14 protein-coding genes are annotated in these 17,474 nt (G+C 56.7%); 7 read left to right on the top strand and 7 right to left on the bottom strand.

The window, feature by feature from the left end; all coding sequences use genetic code 11:
- Window positions 1-9 precede the first annotated feature (9 nt).
- The 3 genes from PQU98_RS04800 (at window position 10) to PQU98_RS04790 (ending at window position 4,262) form a co-directional block, all read left to right on the top strand.
- A complete protein-coding gene (locus PQU98_RS04800) occupies window positions 10-2,589 on the top strand; it encodes a glycosyl hydrolase 115 family protein (protein WP_272743744.1) in 2,580 nt (859 codons plus the stop codon).
- A gap of 99 nt (window positions 2,590-2,688) precedes the next feature.
- Window positions 2,689-3,978, top strand: a complete 1,290-nt coding sequence (locus PQU98_RS04795) for a DUF3422 domain-containing protein (RefSeq protein ID WP_272743743.1) — start codon at window positions 2,689-2,691, stop codon at window positions 3,976-3,978.
- Between the two features lie 53 nt (window positions 3,979-4,031).
- Window positions 4,032-4,262, top strand: coding sequence for a hypothetical protein (locus PQU98_RS04790; protein ID WP_272743742.1), 231 nt, complete (start codon window positions 4,032-4,034; stop codon window positions 4,260-4,262).
- Here the strand turns inward: PQU98_RS04790 and PQU98_RS04785 are convergent.
- Window positions 4,240-4,998: a type IV pili methyl-accepting chemotaxis transducer N-terminal domain-containing protein gene (locus PQU98_RS04785; protein WP_272743741.1), complete on the bottom strand. Its 759-nt coding sequence runs from the start codon at window positions 4,996-4,998 to the stop codon at window positions 4,240-4,242. The two genes, PQU98_RS04790 and PQU98_RS04785, sit on opposite strands and share 23 nt — an antisense overlap.
- Window positions 4,999-5,100: 102 nt before the next feature.
- Window positions 5,101-6,702, bottom strand: coding sequence for a phospholipid carrier-dependent glycosyltransferase (locus tag PQU98_RS04780; protein ID WP_272743740.1), 1,602 nt, complete (start codon window positions 6,700-6,702; stop codon window positions 5,101-5,103).
- A gap of 198 nt (window positions 6,703-6,900) precedes the next feature.
- Here PQU98_RS04780 and cobS point away from each other — a divergent pair, with 198 nt between their 5' ends.
- From cobS to PQU98_RS04765, 3 genes are all read left to right on the top strand, one after another.
- Entirely contained in the window at window positions 6,901-7,893 is a 993-nt protein-coding gene (gene cobS, locus PQU98_RS04775) for a cobaltochelatase subunit CobS (protein WP_272743739.1), read from the top strand.
- Window positions 7,894-8,025: 132 nt separating this feature from the next.
- Window positions 8,026-9,906 carry a cobaltochelatase subunit CobT gene (cobT, locus tag PQU98_RS04770; RefSeq protein WP_272743737.1) on the top strand — a complete coding sequence of 627 codons (1,881 nt, stop codon included), beginning with the start codon at window positions 8,026-8,028 and terminating at the stop codon, window positions 9,904-9,906.
- Window positions 9,907-10,049: 143 nt separating this feature from the next.
- Window positions 10,050-11,048 (top strand): esterase-like activity of phytase family protein, encoded by a 999-nt coding sequence (locus PQU98_RS04765; protein WP_272743736.1) that lies wholly within the window; start codon window positions 10,050-10,052, stop codon window positions 11,046-11,048.
- Window positions 11,049-11,113: 65 nt separating this feature from the next.
- Here the strand turns inward: PQU98_RS04765 and rpmB are convergent, their stop codons facing one another.
- From rpmB to PQU98_RS04745, 4 genes are all read right to left on the bottom strand, one after another.
- Complete coding sequence (gene rpmB, locus PQU98_RS04760) at window positions 11,114-11,410, bottom strand: 50S ribosomal protein L28 (RefSeq protein WP_272743735.1); 297 nt, start codon at window positions 11,408-11,410, stop codon at window positions 11,114-11,116.
- Between the two features lie 588 nt (window positions 11,411-11,998).
- Window positions 11,999-12,511, bottom strand: coding sequence for a CarD family transcriptional regulator (locus tag PQU98_RS04755; RefSeq protein WP_272743734.1), 513 nt, complete (start codon window positions 12,509-12,511; stop codon window positions 11,999-12,001).
- Window positions 12,512-12,915: 404 nt separating this feature from the next.
- Entirely contained in the window at window positions 12,916-13,257 is a 342-nt protein-coding gene (gene fdxA / locus PQU98_RS04750) for a ferredoxin FdxA (protein WP_272743733.1), read from the bottom strand.
- A gap of 151 nt (window positions 13,258-13,408) precedes the next feature.
- Window positions 13,409-13,711 carry an RNA-binding S4 domain-containing protein gene (locus PQU98_RS04745; protein WP_272743732.1) on the bottom strand — a complete coding sequence of 101 codons (303 nt, stop codon included), beginning with the start codon at window positions 13,709-13,711 and terminating at the stop codon, window positions 13,409-13,411.
- A 154-nt stretch (window positions 13,712-13,865) separates the two neighbouring features.
- On the opposite strand from PQU98_RS04745, the gene PQU98_RS04740 reads away from it, so the two are divergent.
- Window positions 13,866-14,768, top strand: coding sequence for a DMT family transporter (locus PQU98_RS04740; RefSeq protein ID WP_272743730.1), 903 nt, complete (start codon window positions 13,866-13,868; stop codon window positions 14,766-14,768).
- Here PQU98_RS04740 and PQU98_RS04735 read toward each other — a convergent pair whose 3' ends face one another.
- Window positions 14,769-17,249 carry a helicase-related protein gene (locus PQU98_RS04735; protein ID WP_272743729.1) on the bottom strand — a complete coding sequence of 827 codons (2,481 nt, stop codon included), beginning with the start codon at window positions 17,247-17,249 and terminating at the stop codon, window positions 14,769-14,771.
- Window positions 17,250-17,474: the final 225 nt, after the last annotated feature.

Raw genomic sequence — 17,474 nt, 5'->3', positions numbered from 1 at the left:
AAAATGCCAATGAAGATCGCTGCGATATCCTTAGGGTTGTTATTGTTGCCGTGGGCGGCGGTGGCGTGCGAGGCGCCGGTAAGTGTGTGCGAGCAGACAGCCAAGGGCAGTTTCCCCCTGATCCGCAAAGGACAGCCGGTCGCCGTCTATGTTGATTCCGGTGCTGACAGCGCCGTGCGTCATGCGGCTGACGATTTTCAGGCCGATCTGGGGCGGGTGAGTGGAAATGCGGCCAGCCTCATTACCGACGCGGCTAAGGTCAAAGGGCCGGTGGTGATCATCGGTGTCATGGGGCAAAGTCCGGTCATTGATAAGCTGATTGCCGACAAGAAAATCAATATTGATAATGTGCGCGGCCAATGGGAAGCCTATACCCAAATCGTGGTTGATAATCCCATGCCGGGTGTCAGGCAGGCTCTGGTGATTGCGGGCTCCGATCGGCGTGGGGCGATCTTTGGCACCTATGACCTGTCGGCAAAAATTGGCGTGGCGCCCTGGTACTGGTGGGCCGATGTACCGGTGGCGCAAAAGCCGGAAGTTTATGTGACGGCGGGCGCGGTGCACGATCAGCCCAAGGTCAAATATCGCGGTTTTTTCATCAATGACGAAGAACCGGCCTTTGGCAACTGGGCGCGTGAAAAGTTCGGCGGTATCAACGCCAAACTTTATGAGCACGTGTTTGAGCTGAACCTGCGCCTGAAAGGCAATTATCTGTGGCCGGCCATGTGGGGTAAGGCGTTCAATGATGACGACCCGCGCAATACGGTGCTGGCCGATGAGATGGGGGTGATTATCGGCACCTCCCACCATGAGCCTATGGCGCGCGCCCACGACGAATGGCACAGGAATAAAGACAAGGGCGTTACCGGCGGCAAGTGGGATTATAACACCAATGCGGCCAATCTGCGCACCTTCTGGAAGGGCGGGATTGAACGCATTCAGCGGGGTGACGGCGCTTTACGCGACAATATCATCACCTTAGGCATGCGCGGTGACGGCGACGAAGCCATGACCGAAGGCACGGCCACGCAACTACTGGAAACCATAGTGGCCGATCAGCGCAAAATCATTGCCGAGGTCACCGGCAAACCGGCCTCAGAGACGCCGCAGGTGTGGGCGCTCTATAAGGAAGTGCAGGACTATTACGATCAGGGTATGAGCGTGCCGGACGATGTTATCCTGCTGTTTGCCGATGACAACTGGGGGCAAATAAGGAGGCTGCCTGCGCTCAAGGAGCAAAGCGTTAGCGCAAAAAGAAATGGCGGCTACGGTGTGTACTACCACTTTGACTATGTAGGTGGGCCGCGCAATTACAAATGGCTGAACACCAACCAGATCGAAAAGACCTGGCAGCAGATGGATCTGGCCTATGCGTCGGGTGCCGATCAACTGTGGATCGTCAATGTCGGTGACATCAAGCCGATGGAATATCCGCTGTCGTTCTTTATGGACATGGCCTGGAACCCGCAGGCTATGACACCGGAAGCGTTAAAAGCTTACCCCGAACGCTGGGCCGCCCAGCAGTTTGGGCAGCAGTATGCGCAAAGCGTTGGCAAAATCCTGACCCGCTATAGCCAACTGGCGGCGCGCCGGAAGCCCGAATTGATGGATGTGGATATCATGGCACAGTATAGGGATGCAGGCAGATTGTATTACGATTGGCACGACCTGAGCCAACGGGCGGCCCAGACGGCAACGAACCTGCCGGGGGATTATTCGGATGCCTGGTACCAATTGATCGGATATCCGGTCGAAGCGACTGAAAATCTCTATGATCTATACTGGACAGTAGCACGGAATCGCAAAGCGGCCGACAATAACGATGCTGGGGCGAATTACCTGGCGGACAAGGCTGAGGCCTTATTTGTAAAGGATGCTGAACTCAGCGCCCGTTATCATATGCTGAATGGCGGCAAGTGGAACCATATGATGTCTCAGACCCATATTGGTTATACGAACTGGCAGCAGCCGGATACGCAGGTCATGCCCAACGTCAAGCGGGTCCCTTATGGGATTTATCATGTGCAGGACTTAGACCCAGTCAGTATAAAAAAACCTGAAGGTAAGGGCTTTGTCGAAAGCAACGGCTATGTCTCAATCGAGGCCGAGCATTTCGCGCGTAAAGTAGATGGCAGGGACGCGCAATGGACAGTCATTCCCCATCTGGGGCGCACCCTGTCGTCGGTGATCACCATGCCTCAGAATGCTGCGCCGTCTGATCCGAAAAAGGGGATGCGCCTTGAATACGACCTGACCCTGAACAAGGATGCGGATACTGAATTGCATATCTATCTGGTGCCGACGCTGGATACGCGCGGGCAGGGCGGACTGAAGTTTGGCATTTCGATCGATGACGGGCCGGTCTTGGTGCAAAGCTTTAATCTCATCCCCGATCAGCCGGATTGGAACAAGGCGGTGTCCGACAATGCCCATGTGGTCAAGGTGCCGCTGAAAGGACTTAAGGCTGGGGTGCATACGCTTAAATTCTGGCGCATTGATGGGAATGTGGTGGTGCAGAAGCTGGTGATCGATACTGGCGGCCTGAAGCCTTATTATCTTGGGCCACAGCAAAGTCTGATGGCGCAATAATTGTCAGACAATTGTTGCGTTTCGTAGCCGGAAGTGATGGGGTGCTTGCCGTGAAACGCGGCTATATCGGGCCTCAAGAACCTAACCATAAGGTCAGCCATGCCAAGCCCCGCCGTATCCGATGACCATCCCTTGCGTCAGCCCCTAAGCGACCTGATGCACGAGCGCGAAATCCCAATTACCCGCTCGCCGGTAACGCTTCGGTCGTGGGTTTATCTGGTGTCACCTGCGGCGCGGGCGGCGGAAACCGCATGGGTCGACAGTCTTGATGCCGAGGGCTCCGGTGCGGCCGAGCGCTGGCGGCTGGCGACCACGGACGATGTGGGCGGGGCGATGTGGGAGCGCCACGGTGAGTTTTCGACCTGGCTGAAATTCAGCCACGACACGCCCAAAGCCTATGGCCGTTCCAGTCTGGGGTTTGACGCGATCTCGGCGGCCGATTTTGCATGGCTAGACGGGGCAGCGGGTGAGGTGTTCCGCAGCGTCGAAATCGCGGTCCTGCCCCATGCGCCCAAGCCTGAACATCTTAATCAATTCATCGGCTTGCAACAGGCGGTGTGCTGCGATGTCTTCGGAGGTGCGGCCCGTATCTGGAGCGATTTCAGGCTGCACCCAAAAGAGAACGAACCGGGCGCCGGACGCATCTATGTACAGGACAAGGGGCTGAAAAACGACGAGTTGTCGCGTTTGCTACAGACCCTGCTGGAGATCGGTAATTACCGCAAGCTGGCGCTGTTGGGCTTTCCGGTGGCGCGGACATTGTTTGCGTGGTTACCGGAGGCCGAGGCGCGACTGGCGCGTATCACCGGCGACATGGCCGGTGATCAGCCATCACGCGCCGATATTCTGGATCAGCTTCTGGCCCTGTCGGCAGAGGTTGAGGCCCGCGTCAATGATGTGCGTTTCCGCCAAGGCGCGACCGAAGCCTATTACCGCCTGACCATGGACCGCCTCAGCGCCCTGCGGGAGCAGCGGGTAGAGGGCTTTTCGACCATGCAGGAATTTATCGAGCGCCGCCTGACGCCCGCCATGCGCACCTGCGAGGCGGCGTTCCGGCGGCTGGATGACCTCTCCACGCGTATCGCCCGGGCCTCAGACCTGCTGCGCGCCAAGATCAGCATCGGATTGGATCTGCAAAATCAGGATCTGCTCAAAAGCATGAACCTGCGCTCGGCCTTGCAGATCAAGATGCAGGGGCTGGTCGAAGGTTTGTCGGTTTTTGCCGTCAGCTATTATATTTTCCATCTGGTCAAATACCTGCTGGAGCCGGTAGTGGGGCATGGCCCGCAGGCGGCATGGCTGAATGCCGGGATTATTCTGGTCATTCTGGCGCTGGCCTGGGGCTTCATCTATCACAAAAAGAAGGCCATTTCACATGATGACCTTTGATTTGCGCGCAACCTGCGTTATGAGCGGCAACTGATATTTTGACGGAGCCCTTTATGACCGACCTGAGCCTGAACGATGCGATCGAAAACATCTATGCGTCGCTGATCGCTGACAATGTCGGACTGGAAGAGCATATCGTCGCCCTCAAGGCCGCTATGGCGCGCGAAGGCGCAAAAGAGGCCACCTTTGAACCGAACCGTCTGGCCCAGAACAACCGTCAGGGCCGCAAGCTGATGCAGTCCTTCTTCAAAAAGCGCGGCGTTACGGTCGTGTTTGCCGGCTAACTGTTCCGGCCTGCATATAGGCGACGATGTCTTTCGACGCGGCCTGAATATCATCCGATATGGCCTTGATCTCATTGGTCAGGGCTGTGAATTCACGGCCAAATTCACCCGCGCGGGCGGCGGAAATACGGGCATTGAAGGAAATCATGCGCGCCACATTGGCGGCAGTAGCGATCTGTTCGGCTGCTTTCATTACCCGAGCGCGGTCTTTGGCGGCATCGGCGGCCTGACCGGCTTCAATGTCAGCTATATCGGCCTCAATAGCGGTCAGGGTATCGGCGATCCGCTCCAGTATCGGGCCGGTAATGTCACTGACAAAAAAGCCGAGATGAAGCGGATTGATCTCCCGCCCGCTATGCAGGTCTTCGGCCCAGCGGCGGGCCGTTGCGATAAAGTCTGAAAAGCGCTGATGCACCGTCTTTTGCGGATGATTGCGGCAGTTGGAAGCCAGAAGCGCTTTCAGGTGCGGCAAGGGGGTGACCGGCTGGCTTACGTCCGTGCGACCGTCGCAGATCAGGGCGTAACTGGCTTCAAAAGTGGTGATAGCCGCATCAAGCGTGCGGTCGGTTTCAAACGCCAGCTCTGGTGTGGCGCTTTGTGAAGCCCGCAACATCAGCAGCAGGCCGATACGCTGGCTCAGCATACGTTGGCGGCCAGCCAGATTGATCAGGGTGGTGGAGGAAAAGGCAGGCGTCATTGACGGCGCGCCCGTAGTGGCGGCGGCGATAGAGGGCATGGGAAAAACTCGCGTGGGGAGGGGAGGTTTTCTCTGAACCGCGGACGCCGTTGCCCGTCTGTGAGATAGGCTAACTATGCCGGTGCTATGTTAAATAAAGCCTTAAGATACCGCGGGTGTGGGCGGTTTTTTCGCCTTAGGGACGTGGCAATTGACGACTTTGAGCGGCACGTTGCGCATCTCACACTGCTTTAACGTCAGCCGCTTATGGAAGGTCAGGGGGCTGTAGAAGGCAAAGCTGATCAGAAATACGGCCAGCATAGCGGCGATGCTGGCGGCCTGCCATTTGACGGCGACCTTAAAGCGCTGAAAGCCGATTTTGACCACCAAGGCCAGAATGAAATAACTTAAACTCAGGGCCGGGATATAGTGGTGGATATACATGACCCGCTTGGTGCCCAGATACATGTGCGCGCCCATAAACACCGCATACATGGCCATGAACGCCATCAGCAGGTTCATATCGCGGGAAAATTCAGGCCCTTTCAGATAGCGACTGGTGCCGCTTAGGCGGCGCATGATCATCACCAGCGCGACCCACAGGGCCACAAAGGCCGTCAGCCACTGGGCGACATTGCCGATCATCTGAACGTAGGAGGTAATGCCCTTAGAGGAGTCCCAGCGGTAGGTGATCGCCTTTGACATCAGCGGCCACAAAATGGGGTGCGACGCATTGGGTTCAGTCTTTACGATATGGGTGAAGTCATTGTTCATAAAGCTGTAATAGCCGCGGGTGGCATCCCACACGATCTGCGGCGTAAGCGGGCGTTCACCGGCCAGATAGTCCTGATAGCTTTGGGGCATATGCTGGCGATCGAAATTACCGGCGGCACTTTCGGGGGGCGGATTGTTCGGATTGATCAGCACATGCAGCGTAAAGACCGCGGCGATCACAGTCACAAAGGTCGCCGCCATCAGAACCGAGGCCTTAAGCGCGCGCGGGATATAGGCCTTGAGTTCGGCACGATGATCATAGGCATCACGCAGGATCAGGAACCCGCCGAGGGCTGCAAACACCACGACATTGACCTTGACCATGACCGCAAGGCCGATCAGCGTTCCGAACGCCGCATACCACATGCCAAGTCTTTGGGCCGGTTTTTCGATCCGTTTCAGGAACAATTGCAGAAATACCCACACGGCGGCCATGACGAACACATACTGAAAGCTGTCGAGCATCGCGGCACGAAAATGGACGATATAAGCGTTTTCAAACACATAGATCAAGCTGAACGCAAAGGCCGTCATCGCCCGGTTCCACAGGGTCAGCATGATCATGTAAAATACGAAAGCACCCATAACCCCAAACAGGGCCGACATCAGCCGCGCCCCGTAGAAGTTGTAGCCGTCCGGCAGAGGGGTTTCCTTCTGGGTTTTCTTGGTCAGGGCCAGCGGGTGGGTATCGATTTTGTCATTTTTACCGGCGATCGCTTCACCGGCGGCGATCAGCATCAGCCCCAGCGGCGGGTGCGAGGCATATGACGCAACACCTTCCTGATACCGCTCGGTAGCGGTAACATAATAGACCTCATCCCAGAAGGCTTTGTTTGGGTCATTGAGGTTATGCAGATAGGTCATGCACGCCATCAAGACGATCAACAATCCGCACACATCCCGGCGCGCGTTTTCACCTTTCAGCCACGACAGGGCTGGATGGTCGAACAGGGCGCGGATTTTTTGGCGTAAGTCGGTGAGGGGGGGCATAATCTAATGGCGGGTAACAGGTTCATGGTTTCTGAAGGCAATTACCGCCCCTGTCAAAAGGATTGATGACACGGACTGTGCCTGCGTCAAAAAAACCCCGTATCATTGAATTTTTAGGTTGTTTCCTGTCCCTTAAAGTCTTAGCTGAAAACCCATATTCCGGGTATGCCCGCGACGTGTTTTACGGAAAGTTTCATTATGTCTGAACTCAACGATCCGCTCTTGTCCCTGACGCCGGATATCACCGTCAGTGTGCGTGAGCTTTTCGGGGTCGATTCGGACATGAAGGTGCCGGCCTTTTCCCACCGTGATGAACATGTGCCGGAGATCGACCCTACCTATCAGTTCGATCCGCAGACGACGCTGGCCATCTGCGCGGGTTTTGCCTACGACCGCCGGGTGATGGTGCAGGGCTTTCACGGCACCGGGAAATCGACCCATATCGAACAGGTGGCCGCACGGCTAAACTGGCCGATGGTGCGGATCAACCTCGATAGCCATGTGTCGCGGATTGATCTTATTGGCAAAGACGCCATCGTCCTGAAAGACGGCCAGCAGGTGACCGAGTTCAAAGAAGGCGTTCTGCCCTGGTCGCTGCAACGGCCGGTGGCCCTGCTGTTCGATGAATATGATGCGGGCCGCCCCGATGTGATGTTCGTCATCCAGCGCGTGCTGGAGGCGCAGGGGCGCCTGACCCTGCTGGATCAGAACAAGGTCATCCGTCCGAATCCGTACTTTCGCCTGTTTTCGACCACCAATACGATTGGTCTGGGCGACACCTCCGGCCTTTATCACGGCACTCAGCAGATCAATCAGGGCCAGATGGACCGCTGGTCGATCGTGACGACGCTCAATTACCTGTCGCATGAAGCCGAGGTTGGGATCGTGCTGGCTAAGCTGCCGGAGTTTGCGACTCCTGAGCGCCGGTCGCTGATTGAGGCGATGGTGCGTGTGGCCGACATGACCCGCTCAGCCTTTGCCAATGGCGATATATCGACCGTCATGTCGCCGCGGACGGTCATCACCTGGGCACAAAACACGATCATCTTTGGCAATGACCCTGAGGTGGCCTTCCGCCTGACGTTTCTGAACAAGACTGATGAGCTTGAGCGCCCGACGCTTGCGGAGTTCTATCAACGCGCGTTTGGGGCGGATGTGAAAGAGAGCGCGCTGAAAGTTAAGGTGATCTGATTTTTAGAACCTCCCCTGAAGCAGGGGAGGGTGCCCGTAGGGCGGGTGGGGTTAACCTGCACCGCTTTTAACCCCACCCCCGCCTGTCGGCGGTACCTCCCCTGAAATCAGGGGAGGGGCTCAAGGTAAGTTATGGCGCAAAAGCCTACCGTCCTGTCTGATCCGTTCCGCAAAGCGCTGGTGCATTCCACCCGCGCTCTGGCCGAGGATGCCGAGCTTGAGGTCGTGTTTGGCCCCGATGGCCCGCGCCGGGACGGCAACCGCCTGATTCTGCCTAATCCGCCGCGCGATCTGGCTCCGCGTCTGGCGGCACAAGTGCGCGGTATCGCGGATCGGATGGCGCTAAAGGTCGCCCACCATAATGAGCCGATTCATGCCCGTGCCCGCCCGGCGGATGAGCGTTCCGGTGAGGTGTTTGATGCGCTGGAGCAGGCGCGGCTCGAAGCCTTGGGCGCGCGGGCTATGGGAGGGGTGCGGCTGAATTTGCGGGCAGCCTTAGAAGGCGATCTCGAAAAAAGCGGCCTGACGCGCAAGGAGGAGAAATCCGATCTTAATCTGGCCGATGTCATGGGTCTGATCGCACGCGAAGCCGTGACGGGCGATCCGGTGCCCGCGTCAGCTCAGCGGGTTGTCAATCTGTTTCGCGATGAACTGGAGGCCAAGCTGGGGGACCGGCTGGGGGAACTGACGGAGGTCTTAAGCGACCAGAAAGCCTTTACCCAGAAGGCCCGTGATATCTTAAAAGCGCTCGATCTGGTTGACGACAGTCAGGACGCGCAGGACGAAAAGAACGACGAGGGCCAGGAAGAAGAGGGGCCGGACAGTCAGGACGATTCCGCCGAAAACGAACCCGAAGCTGATACCGAAGACGATGATCAGGCCAAGCCCGATCAGGACGATCAGGATGCTGCCGGACAGGAGCAGGCCGCCGAGGGGCAGGATGACTACACCCAGATGGACGGTGATCCGCAATCCATGTCGGAGACCTCATCAGATCAGGAGGTCGATGGTGAGGCCGGTGAGGCGCACGAAGGGCAGGGGCCTGATAACGACGCCCCCATCGTCAAGGATTACGATGTCTATACGCGCGAATATGATGAGATTATTGCCGCCGAAGATTTGTGCGATGCCGAAGAGTTAGAGCGCCTGCGTGGCTTCCTGAATCAGCAACTGGCTAATCTGTCCAATGTCGTGTCGCGTCTGGCCAACCGCTTGCAGCGCCGTCTGCTGGCCCAGCAGAGCCGGTCGTGGAGTTTTGACCTCGAAGAAGGGGTGCTTGATGCCTCACGTCTGACACGGGTGATTATCGACCCGTCAGCGCCGTTGTCGTTTAAGCAGGAAAAAGACACTGAGTTCCGCGATACGGTGGTGACCCTGCTGCTTGATAATTCCGGGTCGATGCGTGGTCGACCGATCATGGTCGCTGCCGTGTGCGCCGATGTTCTGGCGCGAACCCTGGAGCGGTGCGGGGTTAAGGTCGAGATATTGGGCTTTACCACCAAGACCTGGAAGGGCGGGCAAAGCAGAGAAAAGTGGGTGCGTGAAGGCAAGCCCGCCCAACCCGGCCGGCTGAATGATCTGCGCCACATCATCTATAAGGCCGCCGATAATCCGTGGCGGCGGTCCCATAAAAATCTCGGACTGATGATGCGTGAGGGCCTGCTTAAGGAAAATATCGACGGTGAGGCCCTGCAATGGGCTTACGCGCGTCTGCTGGCCCGGCCGGAGCAGCGCAAGATATTGATGGTGATATCCGATGGCGCGCCGGTCGATGACAGCACTTTAAGCGTCAATAATGGCCATTACCTTGAGAACCATCTGCGTAAGATGATTGCCGACATTGAAACCTCCGGACGGGTTGAACTGGCGGCTATTGGCATTGGCCATGATGTCACACGCTATTACAAACGCGCCCTGACCCTGATTGATGTCGAGCATCTGGGTGGCGCCCTGGTCGAAAAGCTGGCAGAGTTGTTTGAGGAAAAAACAAAATCTGCAGGGAAGACGCGCTGATCTTTAGCCATCGATGCTAGAGCGTATTTCGTTCACATTGAATCGAAATGTGCTCTAGCCTTTTGTTTTGACGCATTTTTTAAGCGAAAAACCGGTATCCACTTTTTCGCAAAATGCTCTAGAATCGATTTTGGGGACGTGTCATGCGTTTAAGCCTGATGTTTGTGTCGGCCTTTGTGTGTCTGGCGGCCTATGCGTCTCTGGCCAAGCCGGTGAAGGGGCTGTTGACCCCTAAACCCCAACCCTATGATACGCCGCAACGCTTTATCGATATTGAGCGTCTGCCGGTTGAGGGGGCTAAACCTCAGGCGGTTACCTATGCCGTGGGCTATAAGCTGAGGCCGATCGGTACGGACCTGTTTATCGGTCTGTCCGACCTGAAGGCAAGGTACGGGCCTGACGGGCTGATGGTTGAGGCTGTGTCGGATGCCGGCGCCTTTGCGACCTTTACAATCCCTGCAAACGGTGAGCGGCGGGGGCCCCTGACGTTTGAGCTGTTGCGCGGCACGGATGGGCAGGTTCTGGGCAATAAGGTGCTGGCCGATGCCGAAGCCCTGGCGGTCGATGAGCACACCGGCGATCATTACATTGCCTTTGAAGGCGAACCGCGGGTTTTACGGTACAAGGCCAACGGGTTCCGGGGTGCCGCTGAGCGCTTGCCATTGCAAAACCTGCCGTCGCTGCCCGATAATGAAGGCCTTGAGGCCATGACCCTGCTGATGGGCGAGCAAGGGGCGGCGTCCTTACTGCTTGGAGCCGAATCGGGCGGTTTCTGGCTGTGTCCGCTGTCGACCTTTAACTGCGCCGCGATTCGCGGGCCGAAGACGCCGGGGTTTGGCTATGCTCTGGTGTCGCTGAGCGCGCTGCCGGATCGGCCGAACGATATTCTGGCACTGTACAGGTTTTATACGCCGTGGACCGGGCCACGCACAAAACTCACCCATTTGCGCTTTGAAGGCGGTCGGCTGGTGTCAAAGGGAGAACTGATGACGGTTGCATCGCCCATGCCCTATGCCAATTATGAAGGCGTATCAGCCATTCGCACCGAGGTCGGCTACAGGCTCTACCTCATCAGCGATCCAATCGCAGAAGATGAGGAATATACCCTTTTGCTTGGTTTTGACTGGGCGTTTAAGGACTGATCCAAAATGCAAAAACCCCCGAAGCGCAAAGCTTCGGGGGTTTTTTTGAAACGAATATCCGGCAATTAAGCGGCGGCGGTTTCCGCCAGCTTTGCCTTGATCTGCTTCTTCAGGCGACGGGCACGCAGCGAAAGCTCATTATCGTCAGCCTTAACGAGGAACGCATCCAGGCCACCACGGAAGTCCAGCGTACGCAGGGCGGCGTTGGAAATCTTCAGGCGGAAAGATTGGTTCAGGGCTTCGGATTGAAGCGCGGTCTGACGCAGCGACGGCAGGAAGCGGCGCTTGGTTTTGATGTTAGAGTGGCTCACAGAGTGGCCAACCATGGGGCCTACACCCGTAAGTTCGCAGCGACGCGACATAGGATTCACCTTCGTCGAAAATAATGTTAGGCGCGGCGGGAGATGTCTCCCTCACGCAAGAGGTGCGGTGTATAGGCAAAGGCCGTCGTCTGGTCAAGTGAAAATAGCGATTTTTGCAAGACGACGAATGCTTACACGGCGGTCAGTCGCCGGACAAAAAAAGAGTCCGCTCAAATGGAGCGAACCCGAAAATCCGAAGACTTGAAAAACGTCCTGGAAGGGCAGGCCGCCTGCAGGGGAAGCGGCGGCCTGACTCCAAGGGGATTAGATATCGAAGAGTGACGTTCGGTATCTGAAGACAGCTATAGCACAGCTTTGCGGCAATGCAATAATGTTTTTTATGAAACTAAATTGATATCAATTGATACGATATCATTATGTTTTCAGGAGAAAACATAATGATATCGTTTTATTTTTAGCCCTCGCCGGGCGGTGGCTCCGCCACCTTGGCCGCCGCCTCAGTGGCGGCTTGAGCGCAATGTTTCCATTAAATGGCATTCCGCTCTAATTTGAGCCCGGTTTGCGACATTAAAAAAGCCCTCCGGTGATCCGAAGGGCTTTTAAAATCAACAACCTGACAGGTAAGGCTTAGGCCGCGACCTTGTGCAGGGACTTGTTCAGGATGGCGACGGCGGCGTCGCGATCGATCTGCTCGATGGCGGCGACTTCACGGGCCATGCGATCCAGGGCCGATTCGTAAAGCTGACGCTCAGAGTAGGACTGCTCCGGCTGGTTGCCTGAACGGTAGAGGTCACGTACGACTTCGGCGATAGATACCAGATCGCCGGAATTGATCTTGGCTTCGTATTCCTGAGCGCGGCGCGACCACATGGTGCGCTTGATGCGGGCGCGACCTTTGAGTGTGGTCAGGGCCTGAGACATGACGGCTTCGGCGGCCAGATGGCGCAGGCCGGCGGTCTTGGCTTTTTTTGTCGGAACGCGCAGGGTCATTTTTTCATGATCGAAGGTGACGACATAGACTTCGAGTGTCATGCCAGCGACTTCCTGAACCTCGACAGCGGAGATCTGGCCCACGCCATGAGCGGGGTATACGACCTTATCACCTACGTTGTAATCGGAGTTTGCAGCGGCGTTCGACATTGCGGTCCTTTCGTTAAGGCAAGGCGGGAGATCGGGGTTGTCTTTGAGGTATCAGTTATGCAAACTCAGTGCGTGAACGGCGCTGAGGGCAATTAAGGCACAGAAAAACCGATGCCTGCAAACCGTTTGGGGTTTAAAGACATGCGGATATGTGCCAATTCCTGACTAAGACAAGCCTGTCATCCGACCTTTGTCGATGATGCGTCCTTAAAAGGATTTAAGAGGCGCGGGGAGTGAAGAAAACAGTATCAGGCGAGCACCATAGAGCGCGCTGCCGACATAACAGACACGTATCTATCACAAAAATGCGCAAAAATAAAGCGTTGCAGGCAAGATTTATTAACAGGGGCTAAGATTTTTAGGGGATTCTTAGCCCTATTTTAGCCTTATTCTAGATTGCCGGCTTACTTGCCGTCGCCGGGTTTTTCGGAGAAATACTTCTCGAACTTGCCTTCTTCGCGCTCAAACTCTTCGCGATCAGCCGGCGGTGTGCCCTTAACCGATATATTCGGCCAGGTGCGCGAATATTTCGAGTTTATCTCCAGCCACTTGCCGTCGGGCTCATCCTCAGTGTCGGCTTTGATGGCGTCAACCGGGCATTCAGGTTCGCAGACGCCGCAGTCAATGCACTCATCCGGGTTGATGACGAGGAAGTTTTCGCCTTCGTAGAAGCAGTCCACCGGACACACTTCCACGCAGTCCATGAACTTGCACTTTACGCAGGGGTCAGTGACGATATAGGTCATCGAACGCTTTTAGCCTCATCAAGAATACGCAGTCATCTGAATAGGCGTCGTCTTGGCTTTTTTGAACCGCAACTGTCAAGGCAGAATTGGGGTGCCTTAAGTTTAATTTTGCTAATGGGCGCATGTGGTTGCGAATGTGTGGCAAGTGCAGCTATGGCCATCCGGCCTCTGCCATGTTTGGCCGGTAAAGTGTCCTGGCCTCGCTGGCGGGGCCGCGCCGTTCGCCCATGTCCAGCACGGTGATGTCGATCAGCCGGGTACCCAAAGCAAACACCAGTTGGTCGTCAGGCTTAACAAAAGCCCCGGCCTTATTCACACGCTGAGTGTGACCCAATCGGATCAGGCGGATATGGCCCGTCTCACAAAACTTCGCACTCAGGGTGCGGGTCTTGAAAAAGCGGGCGCGCCACAGCCAGACATCAATACGGCAACTTTGTAATAAATCGGCTGACATTAAATCCTTTCCGTTGATGTTTTATCTTCGGCCGGATGTTCCAAATGTCAAATCAAACCCGTGCGACTTAGCCTCGCCCGGCAATTGTTCTTTTGGCGGAGACGTAGTATGCCGCCCGCGGAATGATAGGCCCACAGAGTAACAGGTAAGCGTTATGAAAATTTCCCCAGTGCAGGGCTATGGTCTGGCCTTTTTATCGGCTCTGCTATGGGGGGTATCCGGCACGCTGGGGCAGTTTTTGTTTGAACACAAAGGCATCAATGTCGGGTGGCTGGTCGCCGTGCGGATGCTGATCGCGGGTGTGCTGTTCTTAGGTTTTGTCGCCGCTCGTCACCCGCGGGATATTTTCAGGATATGGCGCACCCCTCAGGATGCCCGCCGGATGCTGGCCTTCGGGCTTTTGGGGATGCTGGCGGTTCAATATACTTACTTTGCGGCGATCGAGGCTTCCAATGCCGCTACTGCGACAGTCATTCAGTATGTCGGGCCGGTGATGATCGCCGCATGGTTTGCGCTCAAGGAAAAGCGCTGGCCCAGCCCACTTGAGGTGCTGTCGATCGTGCTGGCGGTAGCTGGGGTGTATTTTCTGGTGACGCATGGGGATTTGAGCACCCTCAACATATCGCCCATTGCTCTGTTCTGGGGATTAAGTTCAGCTCTGGCGCTGGCGTTTTATTCGATCCAGCCGATCGCCCTGATGCACAAATATCGGGCACCACTGGTCATTGGCTGGGGGATGCTGATCGGGGGCGGAGCGCTGGCGGTTGTGTATCCGCCCTGGCAGGTAAGCGGGGTGTGGGATGCTGAGACCTATGGCTTTATGGCCTTTATCATCGTGTTTGGGACTTTGGTGCCGTTTTACGCTTACCTGACGGCGGTGAAGGTCATCGGGGCGCGCATCTCAAGCCTTATGGCCTGTGCCGAGCCGTTGGCGGCGACTGTACTGGCGGTCATATGGCTTGGGGTGTCATTCGGGGCCTATGAATGGATCGGCACGGCCTGTATTCTGGGCACAATTCTGTTGCTCACCCTGCGTCGTGGGCCGCAGGCGGTATAGTCACTTTTGCCGCAACACCGCAAAGGGCGAATAGGGGTTGATATATTCCGGTTCAGGCCGTTTGGGTTTGCGGCTATCAGCCGATTTTTTCGGGCGCCAGCCGGTGCGGGCATCACCTTCAGCCACATCGCGAGTGTCGGTCTTGGCATAACCCAGCGCGGCCATCAGCTTATCGCCCTGACGGGCGTTGCCGGGAATGGCGGTCATATCCTGATCGCGCACATAGGCTGCCCCCTTGATCCAGACGGCTTTGTCCATCGCCTTGTCGGCAGCATCCAGAACCTTAAGTACAACCACGCCATAACCGGGCAGGTCGATCTGACCTTTCAGGCTCAGGGCGCGGGCCGGGTGGTCGCCCTTAGCGGCGACCTTGCCAAAGGCTTGCAACAGGCGGCGGGCATTGGGCTTGTTCAGGTCGGGCAGGCTGTAGACAAAGCGGTTGGCGGCGATATGCAGGGTGCGCAGGGTAGTCTTATCTTCAGGTGACAGTTTGGTATCAGAATTGCGCAATAACACGCCGCCATTCTCATAAAGCTGATAGGCAATGGCACGCACCGGCGCGGTGACGGCTTCATCCTTTGAGGCGTCCAGCACCCCCTTAAGGGCTTTCAGTTCCTTAAAGGTGGTCTGGCGGACATAGTCACTCAGGCGGCGCGTGGCGATTTCAACCAGATGAGCCTGATCAAAGCTTTGCAGCAGGCTTATACGTGGGGAGAACCAGTCGGAGGCCTCAAGCCGCGCCACCGGCTGGTTTTTCCAGGTGATCACACCACTGTCTTTCAGGCGCAGTTCACCTGATTTGGCGTGGGCCAGCGCTTTGAGCCGCTCATTGATCAGCGGGCGAATGGCGCGGTGGGCCGCTTGCCGCAGGGTTTTGTCTTCGATCAGGCTCTCCCCGGACGTGACGGTAAATTCCAGCCCGCGCAGGGTGCCGACCAGTTGCCCTTCAAGGCGCACCTCGCCGTCAGGGGAGACTTCGGGTTTCAGGTCATCGTCGGTATTGAGCACCTTGAGCAGGGCCGAGGTACGGGCATCGACAAAGCGCTTCATCAACCCTTCGTGTAGTTTGTCCGACAGCCGTTCCTCAAGGTCGCGGGTGCGGTCGCGCCATAACTCAATCTGTTTCAGCCAGTTAGGCCGGTTGGCGATATAGGACAGGGTGCGCACCCCCGCCAGCCGGCCCGCCAATGTGTCGATATCGCCGTCCAGCCGGTCGAGGTAGCCTAACTGCTCCTCAAACCAGTCCTCCGGCACAAAGCCATCGGGCCGCATCCGCGACCAGAACAGAAATTCGACGGTCTTTAAGTGCTCATCCAGACTGACCTTACGGAAATCCGGCAACTGGCAGACATCCCACAGGGTACGCAAACTGACCGGATTGCGAACCTTATCCGCAATGTCGTCGATCTGCACCAGATGGCGCAGGGCCTTTTCGTCCAGTGCCTCCTTGGCCAGCATCAGGGCCGCAGAGGGCGTCGGCCGTGTCAGGCTGCGCAGCAGGGCCTCAATGCTTGCAAACTCAAGCTCACGATTGCGCCACTGGGCGGCCATCAGGCTGTCGAAGCGGTGGTTCTCAATGGCGGCCACCAGATCTTCGTCCATGTCATCGCAATCGCCGGTGACGCCAAAGGTGCCGGTATTGGTAAAGCGGCCGGCGCGTCCGGCAATCTGGCCCGCTTCCTGGGCAAACAGGTGGCGGGTGCGTTTACCGTCAAACTTGGTCAGGCCGGAGAACGCGACATGGTCGATGTCCATGTTCAGGCCCATGCCGATCGCATCGGTCGCCACCAGAAAATCGACCTGACCGGACTGAAACAACTCGACCTGTGCGTTGCGGGTCTTGGGCGACAACGATCCCATAACGACCGCGGCCCCGCCGCGCTGACGCCTTATCAGCTCGGCAATCGCATAGACTTTTTCGGTCGAAAAGGCGACGATGGCGGTGCGTTTGGGCAGGCGGGTCAGCTTGCGCGGGCCGGTGTAGGATAGCTGCGATAACCGTTCACGGAACATGATTTCGCCATTGGGGAACAGGTTGCGAAATAAAGGCGCCACCGTCTTTGCGCCCATAAACAGGGTTTCATACCGCCCGCGAGCATTAAGCAGCCGGTCGGTAAAGACATGGCCGCGTTCGGTATCGCCGCAGAGCTGGATTTCATCGACGGCCAGAAAATCAACCTTGCGCTCCAGCGGCATGGCCTCAACCGTGCAGATAAACCAGGACGGCAGTTTAGGGATAATTTTCTCTTCGCCGGTGATCAGGGCCACCGCGTGCACACCTTTTTCCTTGACGACACGGTCATAAACTTCGCGCGCCAGCAGCCGTAGCGGCAGGCCAATCATGCCGGTCGCATGGCCCATCATCCGCTCTAAGGCATAGTGAGTCTTGCCGGTATTGGTCGGGCCAAGGACTGCCACCAGCCGCCCGTCATAGGGCTTATGAGCAGTGAAAGCGGGGGCGGGGGACAGAGTATCGGGCACGATTAGGATGTAGTGCCCTTATGCGGCTTTGCAAAGACGAAAGTGCGTCAATAGGCAGCTGTGCGCAAGATTAATGAGGGATTACCGGATAGTGGAACGGCATGGAAACGAATCATGACCGAATCAGTGACATCGACAGATGCCTGATTTGTTCTATACTATATATGGTGGCGTGAAATGGCGTTAACCATAAATGACTGGTTCTCTTTTGCGCTGAGTCGTTCT

Source organism: Asticcacaulis machinosus (assembly GCF_028550435.1).
Lineage (GTDB): Bacteria > Pseudomonadota > Alphaproteobacteria > Caulobacterales > Caulobacteraceae > Asticcacaulis > Asticcacaulis machinosus.
Note: the sequence above shows the minus strand (reverse complement) of the source record. Positions and strands in the feature narration are given on the sequence as shown.

Coding starts and splice junctions, on each gene's coding strand:
- PQU98_RS04800 (WP_272743744.1), top strand. CDS start 10: ATGAAGATCGCTGCGATATCCTTAGGGTTGTTATTGTTGCCGTGGGCG.
- PQU98_RS04795 (WP_272743743.1), top strand. CDS start 2,689: ATGCCAAGCCCCGCCGTATCCGATGACCATCCCTTGCGTCAGCCCCTA.
- PQU98_RS04790 (WP_272743742.1), top strand. CDS start 4,032: ATGACCGACCTGAGCCTGAACGATGCGATCGAAAACATCTATGCGTCG.
- PQU98_RS04785 (WP_272743741.1), bottom strand. CDS start 4,998: ATGCCCTCTATCGCCGCCGCCACTACGGGCGCGCCGTCAATGACGCCT.
- PQU98_RS04780 (WP_272743740.1), bottom strand. CDS start 6,702: ATGCCCCCCCTCACCGACTTACGCCAAAAAATCCGCGCCCTGTTCGAC.
- cobS (WP_272743739.1), top strand. CDS start 6,901: ATGTCTGAACTCAACGATCCGCTCTTGTCCCTGACGCCGGATATCACC.
- cobT (WP_272743737.1), top strand. CDS start 8,026: ATGGCGCAAAAGCCTACCGTCCTGTCTGATCCGTTCCGCAAAGCGCTG.
- PQU98_RS04765 (WP_272743736.1), top strand. CDS start 10,050: ATGCGTTTAAGCCTGATGTTTGTGTCGGCCTTTGTGTGTCTGGCGGCC.
- rpmB (WP_272743735.1), bottom strand. CDS start 11,410: ATGTCGCGTCGCTGCGAACTTACGGGTGTAGGCCCCATGGTTGGCCAC.
- PQU98_RS04755 (WP_272743734.1), bottom strand. CDS start 12,511: ATGTCGAACGCCGCTGCAAACTCCGATTACAACGTAGGTGATAAGGTC.
- fdxA (WP_272743733.1), bottom strand. CDS start 13,257: ATGACCTATATCGTCACTGACCCCTGCGTAAAGTGCAAGTTCATGGAC.
- PQU98_RS04745 (WP_272743732.1), bottom strand. CDS start 13,711: ATGTCAGCCGATTTATTACAAAGTTGCCGTATTGATGTCTGGCTGTGG.
- PQU98_RS04740 (WP_272743730.1), top strand. CDS start 13,866: ATGAAAATTTCCCCAGTGCAGGGCTATGGTCTGGCCTTTTTATCGGCT.